The organism is Actinopolyspora lacussalsi subsp. righensis (assembly GCF_900116555.1).
GTDB classification, from domain to species: Bacteria; Actinomycetota; Actinomycetes; order Mycobacteriales; family Pseudonocardiaceae; genus Actinopolyspora; species Actinopolyspora lacussalsi.
This window is the reverse complement of sequence record NZ_FPAT01000007.1, coordinates 105,852-121,169: the sequence shown is the minus strand read 5'-3', so window position 1 is coordinate 121,169 and position 15,318 is coordinate 105,852. Positions and strand designations below refer to the sequence as shown.

Sequence of the window (15,318 nt, the reverse complement as noted above, 5' to 3'; positions counted from 1 at the left end):
ACGCGGGCGATCCGGTGTGCGGAACGGCCCGCGTTCGATCGAGCGGTCGCACGACGTCGGGCCTCGTTTCCGTGAGGAGGGCCCCGCTGAGGCGGCACGGCGGGGCGACGCGGGGCGCTGTTCGCCACCGGTAGCCGTTCGTCACCGGTAGCTGTTCGTCGTCGGGCGCACCGAGGCCGCCCGATCACCGGCCGCACCGTGGGGCCGACACGGTCGGATTCCGGTCAGTCGACTTCGTCGCCGGATTCCGGTTCCCCGACTCCCGTCCCGAGATCGGCGGCCGCGGTCAGCCCTTCGAGATAGCCGATGGCCCGTTCCGTCCTGGGATAGCGGTTCACCCACTCCCAGAAGTCCGCTCCGTGGCCCGGAACCAGCAAGTGCGCGAGTTCGTGCACCAGCACGTAGTCGAGCACCCAGCTCGGGACCTCCCGAAGCCTGCGACTGACGCGGATGGTGCCCTCGGCGGGTGTGCAGGAAGCCCATCTGGTGCGCATCGGGGCGACCCACCGGACTCCGGCCGCCACGGCGAGCCCGTCCAGGTAGCGCTGGGACAGTTCGGCGCACCGGTTCAGCAACGCGTCGTCGGAAGCCCTGGCCGGCGACTTGCGGCGGGTCTCGCTGCGACGCAGTCTGCTGAGCATCTCGTCGACCCAGCGCCGCTCCTCGGCACGGCTCATCCGCGCGGGTAGCAGTACGACCACCCTGCCACCGTCCCGGTAGGCACTGACCGTCTGCTTTCTCCGCTTGCTGCGGCGCACCTCCACTTGCGGTTCGGTCACGACCGGAGAGCCTAGCGAGGCCGATCGTGCTCGCGGGTTCCGCTGTGATCCGAACCGCAGATCAACTACCCATTCCGCATCGAGGAATCGGGCGAGCGCTGCGAATATGACTGATCGACACTAATCGAACACGCGCTGCTACCCCTGAACGGGTTAAGACATTCATCCGAAATCGCGATATGCCGAGCTCCTGCGCGCTGCTCCGGGCGCGGGTACCTTTTGCCCAGCACAGTTCCGAGGCCCGCCATGACGCGCTTGAACGCTTCGGAAGAACAGTTACCCAATGGAGGCAGCCGTGGCCGAGACGTACAACGGTTACTGCGTAAAGTGCCGGGAGAAGCGGGACTTCACCGGTGAGATATCGGAGACGAACGGGAGACGAATGGCCAAGGGGACCTGCCCGGTTTGCGGCACCAAGATGACCCGCATTCTCGGCAAGGCGCACAACACCCAGGGCTAGCGCGCCCCAGAGCCAGCACGCATCGCCGCCGAGGAGCGAGCCCCGGCGGTGAACAATGCCGCTCGCAACCGCGTCGACGGCTCCTGGAACGGCGATTCGTTCGTTTCCGGCCCCCTTTCAACGGTTCGGCGGAACGATCCGTCGAGGACGATCTTGCACACGGCTACGCGAAAACCTCTAGCATGTCGGTGAGTCCGTAGGCGTGTGCTCCGGGACGGCTCGTTGTCCCGGCGCCCTGCCGACTGGAAGGGAGTTCCCGTGAGCGACGTCCCCCGCCGAGCAGCACAGCGCACCGTCAAACTCGCCAGTCTGCCGCTCGGTGCCGCGGGCAGAGTGGCCGCGGGATGGGGAAAGCGGCTCACCGGGCAGGACGCGGACACCGTCAGCGCCGATTTCTCCGCGCGTACGGCCGAACAGCTGTTCGCCGTGCTCGGGCAGCTCAAGGGTGGGGCGATGAAGTTCGGGCAGGCGCTGAGCGTGTTCGAGGCCGCCGTACCCGATGAACTCGCCGAGCCCTACCGGGACGCACTCTCCAAGCTGCAGACGACCTCGCAGCCGATGTCGGAGTCCAGCGTGCGACGCACCCTGGACGAACAGTTGGGAAGCGGCTGGCACGCGCGCTTCGCCGAGTTCGACGAGTCGCCCACCGCGGCCGCGAGCATCGGCCAGGTGCATCGGGCGGTCTGGCACGACGGCAGGGAGGTCGCCGTCAAGATCCAGTACCCGGGCGCGGACGAGGCACTGCGTTCCGACCTGCGTCAGTTGATGCGCTTCTCCCGGCTCTTCCAGTCGATGCTGCCCGGTGCGGAGATCAAACCGCTGCTGCGCGAGCTGCAGGACAGGATGGTCGAGGAGCTGGACTACCGCACCGAGGCCGACAACCAGCGCTCGTTCGCCACGGCTTTCGAGGGTGACGAGCTGGTGCACGTCCCCCGGGTGGTGGCGAGCTCACCCAAGGTCATGGTCACCGAGTGGGTCTCGGGTACGCCCTTCGCCGAGATCATCAACAACGGGAGCCGGGAACAGCGCGACCGGGCGGGCGAACTGCTCGGCGAGTTCCACTTCTCGTCCCCGGCCCGGGTCGGCCTGCTGCACGCCGATCCCCATCCCGGCAACTTCCAGCTGCTTCCCGACGGCAGGCTGACAGTGATCGACTTCGGCGCGGTCGCCAGACTTCCGGAAGGACTGCCGAGGACGCTGGGACGCATGCTGCGGCTGGCGCTCGAGGACCGGGCCGAGGAGCTCATGGAACTGCTGCGCAGCGACCGGTTCGTGCAGACGGACTCCGAGCTCCGCGCCGAGGACGTGCAGGCGTACCTCGGGCCGTTCGTGGATCCGGCGCGAACCGAGACCTTCCACTTCACCCGTTCGTGGCTACAGCGGCAGGCCGACCGGGTGGGCGATCTGCGCAGTCCCGAGTTCCGCACCGGCCGGTCGCTGAACCTGCCCCCGGACTACCTGCTGATACACCGGGTGACGCTGGGAGCGACCGGAATCCTGTGCCAGCTGGACGCGGAAGTGGCCGCCAGGGAGATCATCTCGAACTGGCAGCCCGGGTTCGTGGACTGAGCGGCGGCGATTTCACGAGAAATCGCCGGGCTGTGGAACGACGCGGTGCCGCACCCCCACCACTCCCGCAAGCCGAGCTCCTACCACCTAGGCAGCCCGCACCGCCGCGGGTTCTCCGGTGCGGCTCTCGCGAGGAAGACCCGACGTTGTGTAGTGACTACCCGATGTCGGGCACCCGCAGCGAGAGCCGTGCCAGAGGTTCCGCCAAACGAGCCACCACGAAAGCCGAGCGGCAACACGTTACAAGGCGGGTTTGCGGCCGACGAACACGCTGTGCGCGGCCAGGTAGTAGAGATCGTCGCGCCGCCCGGCGTAGTGCGGCCCCCGCTCGTCGAGCAGCTGGTCGAGCGCGGCCAGGTCGTCGGCGGAGCACTCCTCCACGGCGGCCTCGCGCAGCCACTCCAACCTGCGCAGCACGATGTCGCGCACCGAACCGGTGACCGGGGCGGGCCAGTCCACCAGGTAGCTCCACGACTCGACGTCTTCCAGCCCTGCCTGCCGCAGGGCGGTCGACCAACCGACGGGCAGCCGCACCGTACCCGGCATCTCGGCGCGCATCCGGCGGAACCAGGAGTGCCGCGCCGCCAGCAGGCGCTCCTCCAGTCCTGGTTCACCGACACCGACGTCCCAGGGCAGCACGTGCGCCCACAGCCCGGACTCCACGATAACCAGCCTGCCTCCCGGACGGACCAGTTCCGCCAGCCGACGCAAGCCGGCCAGCTGGTCGGGCAGGTGGTGCACGACCAGTGAGGAGAAAACCAGATCGGCACTGCCCACCGCGGCACCGAGCTCCTCGTCGGCGGCATCGGCCCGCACACCGCGAACCTCGACCCCCGAGGCGGCGTGTTCGGTGGCGTGACGCTCGGCCTCGGCGAGCAGCTCAGGCGCGGAATCGACAAGGGTAACCGTGCCACCCGGCAGAGTGGCGGCGAACGCCGCGGCCGCGCCGCCCGCCCCTGATCCGACGTCGATCACCGAGTGGCAGGCGTCCTGCCCCGCGACCAGTGTCTCCGCGATTCGCCGTGTCTGGGTCGCGGTGAGGCCGTCCTCGTCCCGCAGCTGCCGCAGCCGGGTGTCCCAGTCGATGTTGTCGTGCGAATGATGGTGCATGATCAGCAAGCTTAGCCGGCCGGACAACCGAATTCCGCTCCGCACAACGGCACCCGGTCCGGTTCCGACTGTGTGACCGTCCGGGCGGAGTCCTCGGCACGCCCGAACCGGGCGAACACCGGTGGCCGGCTCGTACGCGAACACCGCGCACTCGCCGGGCCACGACAGCTCATCGAGCTCGTCCGAACTCACGCGTCGGACGGAACTTCTCCGGTCGTGTCGTCGACCGGAGGAGGTTGTGTTCCGCGGTCGAGGGGCGCCGGGGAGGTCGCGAACCGCGCCCCTCGGGCACCCCGCTCGGAACTCGGATCAGATGCGCCGCTCGTAACGTTCGGCCCGCCGGGAAGCGAAGCACGCCACCCGGCGCCAGAACCGCACGACGGCGATCCGGTGCGGCAGTCTGGCGCGCTCGGCCTCACCGCGGAACTGTCGACAACGTAATCGCGTGGTTTCCTCGGGATACATTCTGCTGGTCTCACTTCCGTGAACATGGCTGTTCGGTTGTTGTTCGGAGCGGCCTCGCGGTGATCACGCGGCACGTCCGCGGACCGTCGAACCACCCGCACCGGCCGTGTCGGCCGACCGGTGCTTGCGTGGCCGCCCCCTCGGCCGCTTGCGAGCGATCACGGAGCCGTGTTCGACGATCTCGCCGCCCCAGACCCCCCAGGGCTCCGCCCGCGCCAGAGCTCCCGCCAGGCACTCGGACCTGATCGGGCACTCGGCGCACAGCTGCTTGGCGCGTTCGAGTTCGGACGGGTTCTCGGCGAACCACAGGTCCGGATCCCGACGACACGGGACTCGCTCGTCCGTGTCGGGCGCGGTGTGCAGCAGAGCGGAAACGGCTCCGCCGTGATTGCCGGTCTCGCCCCAGGTTGCCGCAGGGGCACTGCCGGTCGACATGCGTTCTCCTCCTGATGAGATGAATTCTTCTACGCTGTTCGGCGCTATAACTTGATCCAATTTGGACGGAAGATTCGAGAACGGGGACACATTAAAAAAGCCGCGGACCCGATACCGGGTCCGCGGCCGAAAGAGCGATTGTCACTCGACTGAGTAACTCAGGTACTTCGCTCCGGCACGACCCGACCCGGGTAGGTTTCGCTCGGCTCAACATCACGATGCGTGCACAGACGCGCGGGGCCGATATTCGCGGCTCGCTTCGCGAACGTCGACATACCGGTGCTCATCAACGCGATCGCGTGCTGGTCCACCGCCGACAACCAGTCGTTCCTACGCATCGCGCACACCGCCTTCTCGTGACCCCGGCCGGACGAGCATGTCCTCTCCGGCCTGCCAACAGGCAGATTATTCGGGGGGCCACACACGGCGCAAGTGATTTTTCACAGCGTTGTGTCCAGCGGTGGAAACCCCCGCGCCGAGTGGATTTCACCGGCCGGTCGGCATTCTGACCGGACAACCGGGGATCACCGGCGCGGAGCACACCGCACCGAGCCCGCCCACGGGGCCGGATGTGGCACGAGTTACCCACCCGGTACCGGAACCACCGTGGCGAGGATCGGCGGGGGCCGTGGGCGGACCTCCCGCGAAGGGAAGTGACAGATCCTACCCACCGCTTCCGCTAACCGCCGCTGTGATCGCTCCCGTTGACGAGTCCGAGCACATCGGACCCGAACCGCTCCAGTTTGGTCGCTCCCACTCCCGAGATCCTGCTCAGCGCCTCGGAATCGTCCGGTCGCTGTTCCGCTATGGCCAGCAGCGTGGCATCGCTGAACACCACGTAGGCGGGTACCCGCAGCTGCTGCGCCCGCTCGGTGCGCCAGCCGCGCAGTTTCGTGAGCAGTTCCTCGTCCGCGTCCGAGGGACAACCGGAGCAGCGCCCCAGCTTCACATCGGCGGTCGCGGTCAGCGGTGTCGAGCAGATCCGGCAGTGAACCTCGCGAACCCGCCGGGAACCGGCCGACTTCTCCCGCCGTTTCGACTTCGGGGCCGGGGCGGAGTTCTCGGCGGGGTCGAGCTCACGCAGGAACCGACTGCGTCGGCGCTTGCGGCCACCGCCCTGCCCCCGATAGGTCGACCAGGACAGCCGAACCCGCTGCCGGGCCCGTGTCACTCCCACGTAGAACAACCGCCGCTCCTCCTCGACGGCGTCCTCGTCCCCGTCGGCGTACTGGATCGGCAGCGTTTTCTCCACGAGCCCGACGAGGAACACCGTGTCCCATTCCAGCCCTTTGGCGGCGTGCAGCGAGGCGAGCGTGACCCCTTCGACCGTGGGGGGATGCTGCGCGGACGCACGGGTGTCGAGCTCGGCCACGTAGTGCGTCAGGTCGGCCTGCTCCACCTGTCCCGCCAGCTCGTCGGCGAGTTCGGCCAGCGCGTTCAACGACTGCCACCGTTCCAGCGCGGCACCGCCGGAGGGAGCCCGTTCGGTCAGGCCGACCTCGGAAAGGACCTCACGCACCACCTTGGGAAGCTCACCGGGCCCGGTGTTCCCCCGGTTCGCCGCGCCGCGCAGTGCGGCGATCGCCTGCCGCACCTCGGTGCGCGCGAAGAACCGCTCGCCGCCGCGAACCTGGTAGGGAATACCGGCCTCCGACAGGGTCTGCTCGTACAGTTCCGACTGCGCGTTCACGCGGTACAGCACGACCATCTCGGAGAACGGCACCCCGTTGCCCGCCAGCCGGGCGATGCGGCGGGACACCGCACGCGCCTCCTCGGCCTCGTCGTCGTGCGCGGCGAACTCCGGTTCGGGCCCGTCGGGCAGCTGCCCCACCAGGGTGAGTTCGGTTCCCGACGACCCGGTGTTCTCCCCCTCCGCTCCCCGATCCGGACTCGCGGCGCCGATGACCCGGTTGGCCAGGGTGACCACCTGCGGTGTGGAACGGTAGTCGCGTTCTAGCTTGACCACCTCGGCGTTCGGGTAGCGCAGCGGAAAGTCGACCAGCCAGCGGGGCGAAGCGCCGGCGAACGAGTAGATCGTCTGATTGGCATCGCCCACCACGGTGAGGTCGTCACGCTGCCCGAGCCAGGCATCGAGCACTCGCTGCTGCAACGGGGTGACGTCCTGGTACTCGTCCACCACGAAGCTGCGGTACTGCGCGCGGAACTGCTCGGCCACCTCGGTGTTCTCCTCCAGGATGGCCGCGATGTGCAGCAGCAGATCGTCGAAGTCCAGCACCTTCGCCGAGTTCTTGAGCTTCTCGTAGCCCTCGAAGACCTTCGTGAAGTGTTCCGGCGGAACCGGGCACTCGCGTCCCCGCTCAGCGGCGGACGCGGGATAGTGCTCGGGGGTGAGCAGCGTCGCCTTGGCCCACTCGATCTCGGTGGCCAGATCGCGCACCGAGTCCTGGTCGGTGGCCAGCCGCAGCCTGCCCGCGGCCTGGGTGACCAATCGGAACTTCTGCTCGGTCAGCGGCCACAGTTCGTCGCCGATCACTCTCGGCCAGAAGTACCGCAGTTGCCGGAAAGCGGCCGCGTGGAAGGTCTGCGCCTGAACTCCGTGGGCACCGAGACCGCGCAATCTGGTACGCATCTCGCCCGCCGCGCGCGCGGTGAAGGTCACGGCCAACACCTGCTGCGGGACGACCAGGCCGCGCTGCACCAGCCAGGCGATGCGGTGAGTGATCGTACGGGTCTTGCCCGTCCCCGCGCCCGCCAGCACGCAGACCGGACCGCGCGGAGCCGTCACCGCGGCACGCTGTTGCGGATCGAGACCTTCCAGCAGGCCCGGTTGATCGGTCATGCCGGGAATCCTCGCAGAAACGCGACGAGTGGCGACCGACACACCCGCCGCGAACGCGGTACACGCCTCGCCACCGACACCTCCGGGAGAACGCACACCGCCGAGCTCCCCGGGAAAGCCGTCCCGGAACCCACTTCACGGGTGCGGACTCTTCGCGGGCCCGTTCGCCACGCCGGAACTACAGCGGACCGGCGTCGGCCCAGCCGCGCAGCATGCGGTGCGCGATCGATATGCCCGGGGGCAGCCACAGACCGTCGACCGGTTCCTCGTGCCCCAGCGCCGCGCGTACGTGCTCCCGCGATACCCAGTGCGCCTCGGCGATCTCGCCGGGTGCCGGCCGTAGCGGCTCGCGTGGGTCCGCGACGGCCGAGAAGCCCATCATCAGTGATCGCGGGAAGGGCCAGGGCTGGCTGCCCAGGTACCTGATGTCGGAGACCGGTACCCCGACCTCCTCGTGGACCTCGCGGCTCACGCACCCTTCCAGGGACTCGCCCATCTCCACGAATCCGGCCAGCACCGAGAACCGCTCGGCGGGCCAGACGACCTGGCGCGCGAGGAGCACGTGATCGGCACCGTCGTGCACCAGACAGATCATGGAGGGGTCGGTGCGCGGGTACTCCTCGTGTCCGCACCCGGTGCAGCGTCTGGCCCAACCGCTGCGGATGCGTTCGGTTCCGGCACCGCACAGCGCGCAGTAGCGGGCACGATCGTGCCAGGCGAGCAGCCCCACCGCGGTGGTGAGCAGGGCTGCCTCCACGTCGCCCAACCACTCGCCCACCGCGCGCAGCCCCTGCCAGTCGGATCCGGAATCGCGGGGGCGTACCCGGACACCCCAGTGGGCCACTCCGTCGTGCGTGCCCAGCAGTACGGCGTGGCCACCGTGGTCGGAGAACTCGTCCGGCCGGTGCCAGGCGAGTCGCCCGCTCGACTCCAGTGGAGCGCGGCCGCGCTGGTCGACGGGCAGCACCCGCCCACCGGACCACAGGGTCGCCGCGTGTTCCGGATCGTCCCGTTGCTGATCGGACAGCGCCACGGATGAACGGGACAGCAGCGGTGTGCTGTCGAGCTGGAACGCCTCGGCCGCGGCACGTTCCGATGCCGAACCGAACTCCGAGCAGGTCGTCACGGCAGCGTCACACCACCGAGGCCACGCAGCTGTTCCCCGAGCTGTTCGGCGTCTCCCACCACGACCCCGGTGAACGCGGTCGGGACGTACCAGCGCGCGGCCTCGGCCACCTGCTGGTGAGTGACCGCACGCAGCCGATCGGGGTGTTCGGACAACCAGTCCTGCCCCAGTCCGAGAGCCGCGACGTTCATCAGCATCGAGGCGAGGCCGGACTGCGAGGAGGTCGAGGTCAGCAACCCGCCGATGGCGTACTGCCGCGCGGACTCGACCTCGGCCTCACTCGGCTGAACCAGGGCGAGTTTGCCCAGCTCGTAACGGATCTCCAGCAGCGCCGCCGCGGTGACCTCGCTGGCGGTGTCGGCGTCCACCAGGATCGTGCCGTTGTCCGGAGTGAACTCGAACGTGGAGTGCGCGCCGTAGGTGTAGCCCTTGTCCTCGCGGATGTTCTCCACCAGACGTGAGGAGAAGTAGCCGCCGAAGACCAGGTTGGCGATCTGCAGCGCCGGGTAGCGTTCGTCGGTCCGGGGGACCGCCTGAGCGGAGAACCGCAGCTGCGACTGCACCGCGCCTTCCCGGTGCACCAGGCGGACGTCGCCGCCGACCACCTCGGGCAGCGCCGGGAGCTCACGAGCCGCCCCGGCCGCCTGCCAGCCGGACGTCATGCGGCGCACGGTCTCCACGGTCGCCTCGGGGTCGATGTCGCCGACCAGCACCAGCGTGGAGCCACGCGGCAGGACCGCGTCCCGGTGCAACTGCCTCACCTGTTCGGGGGTCACCTCGGCCACGTCAGCGGCCTGCGGCACCTCCCTGGCGAACGGGTGATCACCGTAGCGGTGGTACTGCAACTCCTCGCGGGCGATGGTGCGGGGCTGGGAACGGGCGACCGTGATCCGCTCGACCAGCCGGTCCCGCTCTCCCGAGACCTCGTGCTCCGGGTAGGAAGCCTCGGTCAGCGCGTCGGTGAGCACGTCGAGGAGGGTTTCCATCCCGCTGGCGAGCGCGTCCCCGGTGATGCTGAGCCGTTCGGGGTCGACCACGGCCTGCAACGTGCCGCCGACCGCGGCGAGGTCGGTGTCCATACGCACCCGGTCCCGACGTTCGGTCCCGGTGAGCAGGGTCTCGGCGAGCACTTCGGCCCTGGCCGGGTGAGCGGCGTCCTCACCGGCGAAGGGAATCCGCAGCCGCAGCTCGACCATCGGCACCGCGCCGTGTCGCGCCGCGATAACCCGCAGCCCGTTCTCCAGCACGGTGTCCACTGTCTCGGGCTGCCTGCCCGCACGCGGCTCGGCCAGCGGCGGCAGCGGCCGCGGTCCCTGCTCGGTGTGTCCGATCCGCTCGGCACTGCGATGGGTCGCGCTGGTCATGCGGCACCTCCGTCGGCGTCGCCGGTGGGTTCGATTTCCAGGACGGCGCGGGCTTCCGGCCGGAGCGCCTTGGCCGCGGAGGCCACCTCCTCGGCGGTGACCGCGCCGACCCTGGCGGGAAGCTCCCCGACGAGTTCGGCGCGCCCGTGCAGCAGTTCGGTGCTGCCGAGGTCCAGGGTGCGCGAAACCAGCCGGTCGTGATCACGGTGCAGTCCGGCGGACCACCGCGCGGTCACTCTGGAGAGTTCCTCGGCCGTGGGCCCTTCGGTGGCCAACCGCTCCAGCTCGGAGTCGACGGCGTCGACGACGCGGTCGGTGGCCACCTCCGGGCTGTGGATGGCCGTGATGGTGAAGGTGTCCGGGTCGCGGGCGTCGAGGGGAGCTCCCATCAACCCCGCGCCCGCGTGCACGTCCACCACCAGCGAGTCGCGGTAGACGAGCCGCTGCTGCAGCCGGGAGGCGTCACCGTCGCTGAGCACGGCGGCGAGCACGACGTTGGCGAGGTACTCGTCCAACTCGCCGACCGGATCGGGCAGGCGGTAGCCCAGCGCCACCGCGGGCAGCGGGGCGTGCGGGTCCTGGTGCCGATCCCGCAGCTCGCCCGAGGGGGCGGGTTCCGCGAAGGAGGGACGTCGCGGCACCGAACGGGCGGGCACGTCCCCGAAGTGCTTGTGAACCAGATCGGTGGCGTGGTCGACGTCGATGTCGCCGGTGATGGTCAGTACCGCGTTCCCGGGGGCGTAGTAGGTGTCGAAGAACGCGGCGCAGTCGTCGACGGTGGCTCGTTCGAGATCGGTGAAGTCACCGTATCCGTTGTGGGCGTTGGCGAACGTGGAGTAGAGCACGGGCGGCAGCAGAATCCACGGGAACCCGCCGTAGGGACGGTTGAGGACGTTGAGCCGGATCTCCTCCTTGACCACGTCCACCTGGTTGCGGAGGTTCTCCTCGGTGAGCCGGGGAGCACGCATCCGGTCGGCTTCCAGGAACAGCGCGCGCTCCAGCGCGTTGGAGGGCAGCACCTGGAAGTAGTCCGTGTAGTCCTGATGCGTCGAACCGTTGAAGATTCCGCCGGACCCCTGCACGTGACGGAAGTGCGCGAGTTTCTCGAGACTCTCGCTGCCCTGGAACATCAGGTGTTCGAACAGGTGGGCGAAGCCGGTTCGGCCTTCCGGCTCGGAACGGAAGCCCACGTCGTAGTGCACGCTGACTCCGACCACCGGAGGCCCACCGGGTGCGGTGGAGCCCGGTTCGGCATCCGGTGCGAGCACCACGCGCAGCCCGTTGGGCAGGGTGACGCGATGCGGTTGCGGTTCGACCATGCCCTCAGCCTACGTGCGCGGGAAGCCCTAGCGGTGAGCACCCTGCTGAACACTCGGCGTGTCCGAGATCGGACGAATCGTCCACCCGGTCGCGTGATCGATGGGCGGAATTCCCGTGGAGATTCCACCGGAGGCTGGACGCCGGGATACGGCGGTGGGAGCAACACGGCCGGGGCAGTGGCGCCCCGTGAGCACGGTGGACCACGTCGGGAAACGGAGGGTGAGACGGAGAACGGGATCGAGGGGCCTAACCCGGCTCCCGAGGGCGGGCGGAACGCAGCAGCAGTACGTACCCGGCGCCGGAGAGGGCCGCGAGCACCAGCAGCACCCGACCGAGCCGCCCGCTCAGTCCGGTGCCGCCGGTCCCGTGTTCGGCGTCGACCGGACGCGCGAGCGCGTCGTCTCCCAGCGGTTCGGGCACCCGGACCCGTAATCGCGTCCCCTCGGAATGACCGCAGCCGTCGAACGGGACGCGGGTCGCGTCTCCGTCCGCCGTGAGCTCCACGAGGTCGTGCGCGCCGCGTTCCGCGCAGGAGGCGGATTGGACCACCGTCGCGGTGGTGCGGCGCGTCCGCACCGTGGTGTCATCGCCGAACGCGTCGGTCAGCGGCCACCAAGCGATCACCACCGCGCCGATCCCGACCGATAACAACACCACCAGGATCAGCAACACCGATGCGGAACCACGCCCTCGCGCCACGACGCGATCCTCGCAGAGGAACCGCGCTCCCCGACTCGCAACTCGGCCGCGACGGCGCGCGGCGTGGGACGTGTTCCCTCGGGACGGCCCCGTGCCATGTCGGAGGTCCAGCGGTCCCGGTCAGGTCATTCCAGCGGTCCCGGCAAGGGCGGTGGTCCGGATCACCAGTCGTCACCTACCGGAAAACCGCTCGGCCCGCGAGCTGACCGGTCACTGTTGATTCGGCGGCAGGACACCGAACGACACCGATCGGGAGTTAGGCTCGCCGGAAGCACAGCAGCGGACCGGAACACGAACGACGAAACAGTCCACAGCTCAGTCCACAACGGACAGTGCCGGAGCAGACCGACAACACGCTTCCATGACTCCACCACAGCGCCCACAGCCGCCGCACGAGCCCGATGTTCCGGTGAACGGCTCCGGAACCGACCCGAACCGCCCGGAGGCGTACCGCACTTCTCGGGCGAATGACGGAGTCGGCGCCGTCGCCGTCATCGTGGCTGTCCTGAGTGGCGTGGTTCTGCTGTTCCTCTCGTCGGCGGGGCTGCTTCCGGACTTCGGAACGGAGGCGAGCGAGCGCGGCTACGAGCAGTACGGCGACGACGAGATCGGAACCTCCCCGGTCGATCCCTCACCACTTCCGACCACGGACCCGACGACGGACAGTCATCCGGCCCCCGAACACGCGCTGGAGGAGGACCGCCGGCAACGCGGTCCGGCGAGGACCGGACGTTCCGAACGCACCACCACCGGGATGCGCCCCCGCCCGGTCACCTCGCTCGGTGAGCACCCGTTCAACATCCCGGGGAACGGAGCGGTCGACACCGAGTGCGACCTGCCCGCCTTCGACACGGACACGGCCGCACAGCGGGCTTTCCTCCGGTCGCTGACACCGTGCCTGATGGAAATGTGGACCCCGGCACTGCGCGAGGCGAACCTTCCGGTGAGGACTCCGGACGTGGTCGTCACGAACGGAGACATCCACAGCCCCTGCGGCGATCGGGATTGGGAGCGGACCGCCATGTACTGCGGCGGCGACCACACGATCTACTGGACAGCCAGGCACTACTCGCGCGTCGAGGGACGTGAAACCGCAGGCCCTTACCTGGGGCAGTTCGCGCACGAGTTCGGCCACGCCATCCAGGGAATGACCGGGATCAGCGAGGCGTACGGCAGAGCGGTGCACGAGGCGGGCGGCGCCGAAACCCCCGAAGGACTCGAACTCTCGCGCAGGAACGAGCTGCAGGCAACCTGCTACGGCGGGCAGGCACTGGCCGCGTTGCAGCACGGCGGAATGAACAACGACCACGTCATGTCCGCGCTGCGCGACGCGAGCAACCGGGGCGACCAGGCAGGTGAGGCCCGCAGCCACGGCAGCACAGAACACAACAGGCTCTGGGCGCACCGAGGATTCCGCACGAACCGGATCACCGAGTGCGACACATGGCGGGCCGAGGAATCCGAAGTGTCCTGAGCCGACGACCGGCTTCGCTCATTCGAGGGCGGCATCGGCCTCTTCCTGCTCCTCGATCAGGATGTTCGTGCAGTCCCAGCACGTCGGCGCCTGGAACCAGTCGAGCTCACTGGGCTCGGCCATGGCGCACTGCACGCCGCAGACCGAGGTGTCCGAGGCTCTGCCCTGCCAACGTTTACCCCGGAAGGCGTGACGGACCAGGCGAGTGGAGCTACGACTGCTCACGGGCAACCAGTAGTGGTGTGTCTCCATCGGGATCAGTGCTTCCAAGTGGGCCGGGCGGTGGGCAACTTCAGATAGGCGGTGAAACACTCCTCGCAGAACGGCCGGTTGTGGGCCATCTGGTACTGCCGGGGGTCGACGGCGGGCGGAGCATCGACCGAGGCGTGCCGGCCGAGGGGCTCCACCGGACCACCCCGACTCGGAGGTATGTCCATTGTGGCGTGCTGATTCGGGTCGCCCTCCGGTTTCACCCAGTAGATGCTGGGATGTTCTGTCGAGTACTCGGTCACCGCTTCACCTCCCGACACGTTCCGCCACGGCGTACGCGGAACGAACCTGGGGATGTCCCCCTGTTCCACATATCACCATGAGTATCGGCAGATCGACGAACCGTGACTAGATCACGACAGTGGGCATCTTGTTAGCCGTCGGTTTGAATCGTCGCTCCACGTCGGATGCGCGTTCAGGCGGTGGCGACCTTCTTGACGTAGAGCAGCCGGTCGCCCTCCTCGATCGCGTCGGCCTCCGGAGCGTCCACCCGGTAGAGCTGCCCCTCACGGACCAACCCGAGCACGATGTCGGAGAGATGGCGCGGCGATCCTCCCACTTCGGTGCGCTCGACCTCGCGCTCCGCGATGGCCAGCCCGAGGTCCGGGCTGAGCAGGTCCTCGAACATCTCCACGACCGAGGGCGTGGAAGTGGCTATCCCCAGCAGTCTGCCCGAGGTCTCACTGGAGATGACCACGGAATCGGCACCCGACTGCCGCAGCAGGTGGACGTTCTCCGCCTCGCGCACCGCGGCCACGATCTGCGCCTTGGGAGCCAGCTCCCTGGCGGTGAGCGTCACCAGCACGGCGGTGTCGTCCCGCGGTGGTGCCACCACCACGGCACGCGCCCGCGGGATTCCGGCGACCCGCAGCACGTCCGATCTGGTGCCGGAGCCGTTGACGGTCACCAGGCCCAGTGAGGACGCGGCCTCCAACGCGGTGGGTTCGGTGTCCACCACGACGATGTTGCCCGCTTCGGCACCCTCTCCGAGCAGGGCCGTCACCGCGGACCTGCCCTTGGTGCCATAACCGATCACGACGACGTGGTCGCGCACCCTGGACCTCCAGTGTTGGATCTTGAACGCTTGGCGGGAACGTTCGGTGAGCACTTCCAGTGTGGTTCCGACCAGCACGATCAGGAACAGCACCCGCAGCGGCGTGATGACCAGCACGTTGACCAGGCGCGCCGAAGGGGTCACCGGGGCGATGTCCCCGTAGCCGGTGGTGGAGAGCGAGACCGTCGCGTAGTACAACGCGTCCAGCACGCTCAACGGGGTCCCGTCGGTGTCGCTGTAACCGCCCCGATCGAGATACACCAGCAGCACGGTGACGGCGAGCGCCAGACTGGCTCCGATCACCCTGCGCACGATCGATTTGACCGGACCGATGGCGGTGGCGGGCATTCGAACCACCCCGACCAGCGCGTGGTCCGGACGGTCCGTCAGACG

Annotated in this window: 16 protein-coding genes; 4 read left to right on the top strand and 12 right to left on the bottom strand. The window is 68.8% G+C overall.

All coding sequences use genetic code 11. From position 1 onward, the window contains the following. Nucleotides 1–224: 224 nt before the first annotated feature. Entirely contained in the window at nt 225–779 is a 555-nt protein-coding gene (locus BM394_RS13980) for a M48 metallopeptidase family protein (RefSeq protein WP_092978570.1), read from the bottom strand. 295 nt (nt 780–1,074) lie between these two features. On the opposite strand from BM394_RS13980, the gene BM394_RS22855 reads away from it, so the two are divergent. Then, nucleotides 1,075–1,239, top strand: coding sequence for a DUF5679 domain-containing protein (locus tag BM394_RS22855; RefSeq protein ID WP_175496605.1), 165 nt, complete (start codon nt 1,075–1,077; stop codon nt 1,237–1,239). 258 nt (nt 1,240–1,497) lie between these two features. Continuing rightward, nucleotides 1,498–2,808, top strand: coding sequence for an ABC1 kinase family protein (locus tag BM394_RS13975; protein WP_092978568.1), 1,311 nt, complete (start codon nt 1,498–1,500; stop codon nt 2,806–2,808). Nucleotides 2,809–3,048: 240 nt separating this feature from the next. On the opposite strand, the gene BM394_RS13970 is transcribed toward BM394_RS13975, so the two are convergent. The 3 genes from BM394_RS13970 to BM394_RS13965 form a co-directional block, all read right to left on the bottom strand. After that, entirely contained in the window at nt 3,049–3,918 is an 870-nt protein-coding gene (locus BM394_RS13970; protein WP_092978948.1) for a methyltransferase, read from the bottom strand. 309 nt (nt 3,919–4,227) lie between these two features. Then, nucleotides 4,228–4,383, bottom strand: a complete 156-nt coding sequence (locus BM394_RS22850; protein WP_175530105.1) for a hypothetical protein — start codon at nt 4,381–4,383, stop codon at nt 4,228–4,230. Nucleotides 4,384–4,446: 63 nt separating this feature from the next. Then, nucleotides 4,447–4,818, bottom strand: a complete 372-nt coding sequence (locus BM394_RS13965; protein WP_092978564.1) for a WhiB family transcriptional regulator — start codon at nt 4,816–4,818, stop codon at nt 4,447–4,449. Between the two features lie 222 nt (nt 4,819–5,040). Here BM394_RS13965 and BM394_RS22845 point away from each other — a divergent pair, with 222 nt between their 5' ends. After that, entirely contained in the window at nt 5,041–5,178 is a 138-nt protein-coding gene (locus BM394_RS22845) for a hypothetical protein (protein WP_175530104.1), read from the top strand. A 319-nt stretch (nt 5,179–5,497) separates the two neighbouring features. On the opposite strand, the gene BM394_RS13960 is transcribed toward BM394_RS22845, so the two are convergent. The 5 genes from BM394_RS13960 to BM394_RS13940 form a co-directional block, all read right to left on the bottom strand. Beyond that, a complete protein-coding gene (locus BM394_RS13960; RefSeq protein WP_092978562.1) occupies nt 5,498–7,618 on the bottom strand; it encodes an ATP-dependent DNA helicase UvrD2 in 2,121 nt (706 codons plus the stop codon). Between the two features lie 178 nt (nt 7,619–7,796). After that, nucleotides 7,797–8,744, bottom strand: coding sequence for an NAD(+) diphosphatase (gene nudC / locus BM394_RS13955; RefSeq protein ID WP_175530103.1), 948 nt, complete (start codon nt 8,742–8,744; stop codon nt 7,797–7,799). Continuing rightward, nucleotides 8,741–10,108, bottom strand: coding sequence for a M16 family metallopeptidase (locus tag BM394_RS13950; RefSeq protein WP_092978560.1), 1,368 nt, complete (start codon nt 10,106–10,108; stop codon nt 8,741–8,743). Before BM394_RS13950 ends, nudC begins: the two co-directional genes overlap by 4 nt. Beyond that, nucleotides 10,105–11,427 carry a M16 family metallopeptidase gene (locus BM394_RS13945; RefSeq protein ID WP_092978558.1) on the bottom strand — a complete coding sequence of 441 codons (1,323 nt, stop codon included), beginning with the start codon at nt 11,425–11,427 and terminating at the stop codon, nt 10,105–10,107. Before BM394_RS13945 ends, BM394_RS13950 begins: the two co-directional genes overlap by 4 nt. Before the next feature lie 247 nt (nt 11,428–11,674). Next, complete coding sequence (locus BM394_RS13940) at nt 11,675–12,127, bottom strand: hypothetical protein (RefSeq protein WP_092978556.1); 453 nt, start codon at nt 12,125–12,127, stop codon at nt 11,675–11,677. Nucleotides 12,128–12,488: 361 nt separating this feature from the next. Here BM394_RS13940 and BM394_RS13935 point away from each other — a divergent pair, with 361 nt between their 5' ends. Beyond that, nucleotides 12,489–13,601, top strand: a complete 1,113-nt coding sequence (locus tag BM394_RS13935; RefSeq protein WP_092978553.1) for a neutral zinc metallopeptidase — start codon at nt 12,489–12,491, stop codon at nt 13,599–13,601. 18 nt (nt 13,602–13,619) lie between these two features. Here BM394_RS13935 and BM394_RS13930 read toward each other — a convergent pair whose 3' ends face one another. From BM394_RS13930 to BM394_RS13920, 3 genes are all read right to left on the bottom strand, one after another. Beyond that, complete coding sequence (locus tag BM394_RS13930; protein ID WP_245780190.1) at nt 13,620–13,853, bottom strand: hypothetical protein; 234 nt, start codon at nt 13,851–13,853, stop codon at nt 13,620–13,622. 5 nt (nt 13,854–13,858) lie between these two features. Continuing rightward, nucleotides 13,859–14,113: a hypothetical protein gene (locus BM394_RS13925; RefSeq protein ID WP_092978944.1), complete on the bottom strand. Its 255-nt coding sequence runs from the start codon at nt 14,111–14,113 to the stop codon at nt 13,859–13,861. Between the two features lie 173 nt (nt 14,114–14,286). Then, the gene (locus BM394_RS13920; protein ID WP_342752716.1) at nt 14,287–15,273 is read right to left on the bottom strand and encodes a potassium channel family protein; all 987 of its coding nucleotides are present in this window, start codon (nt 15,271–15,273) and stop codon (nt 14,287–14,289) included. Nucleotides 15,274–15,318 lie beyond the last annotated feature (45 nt).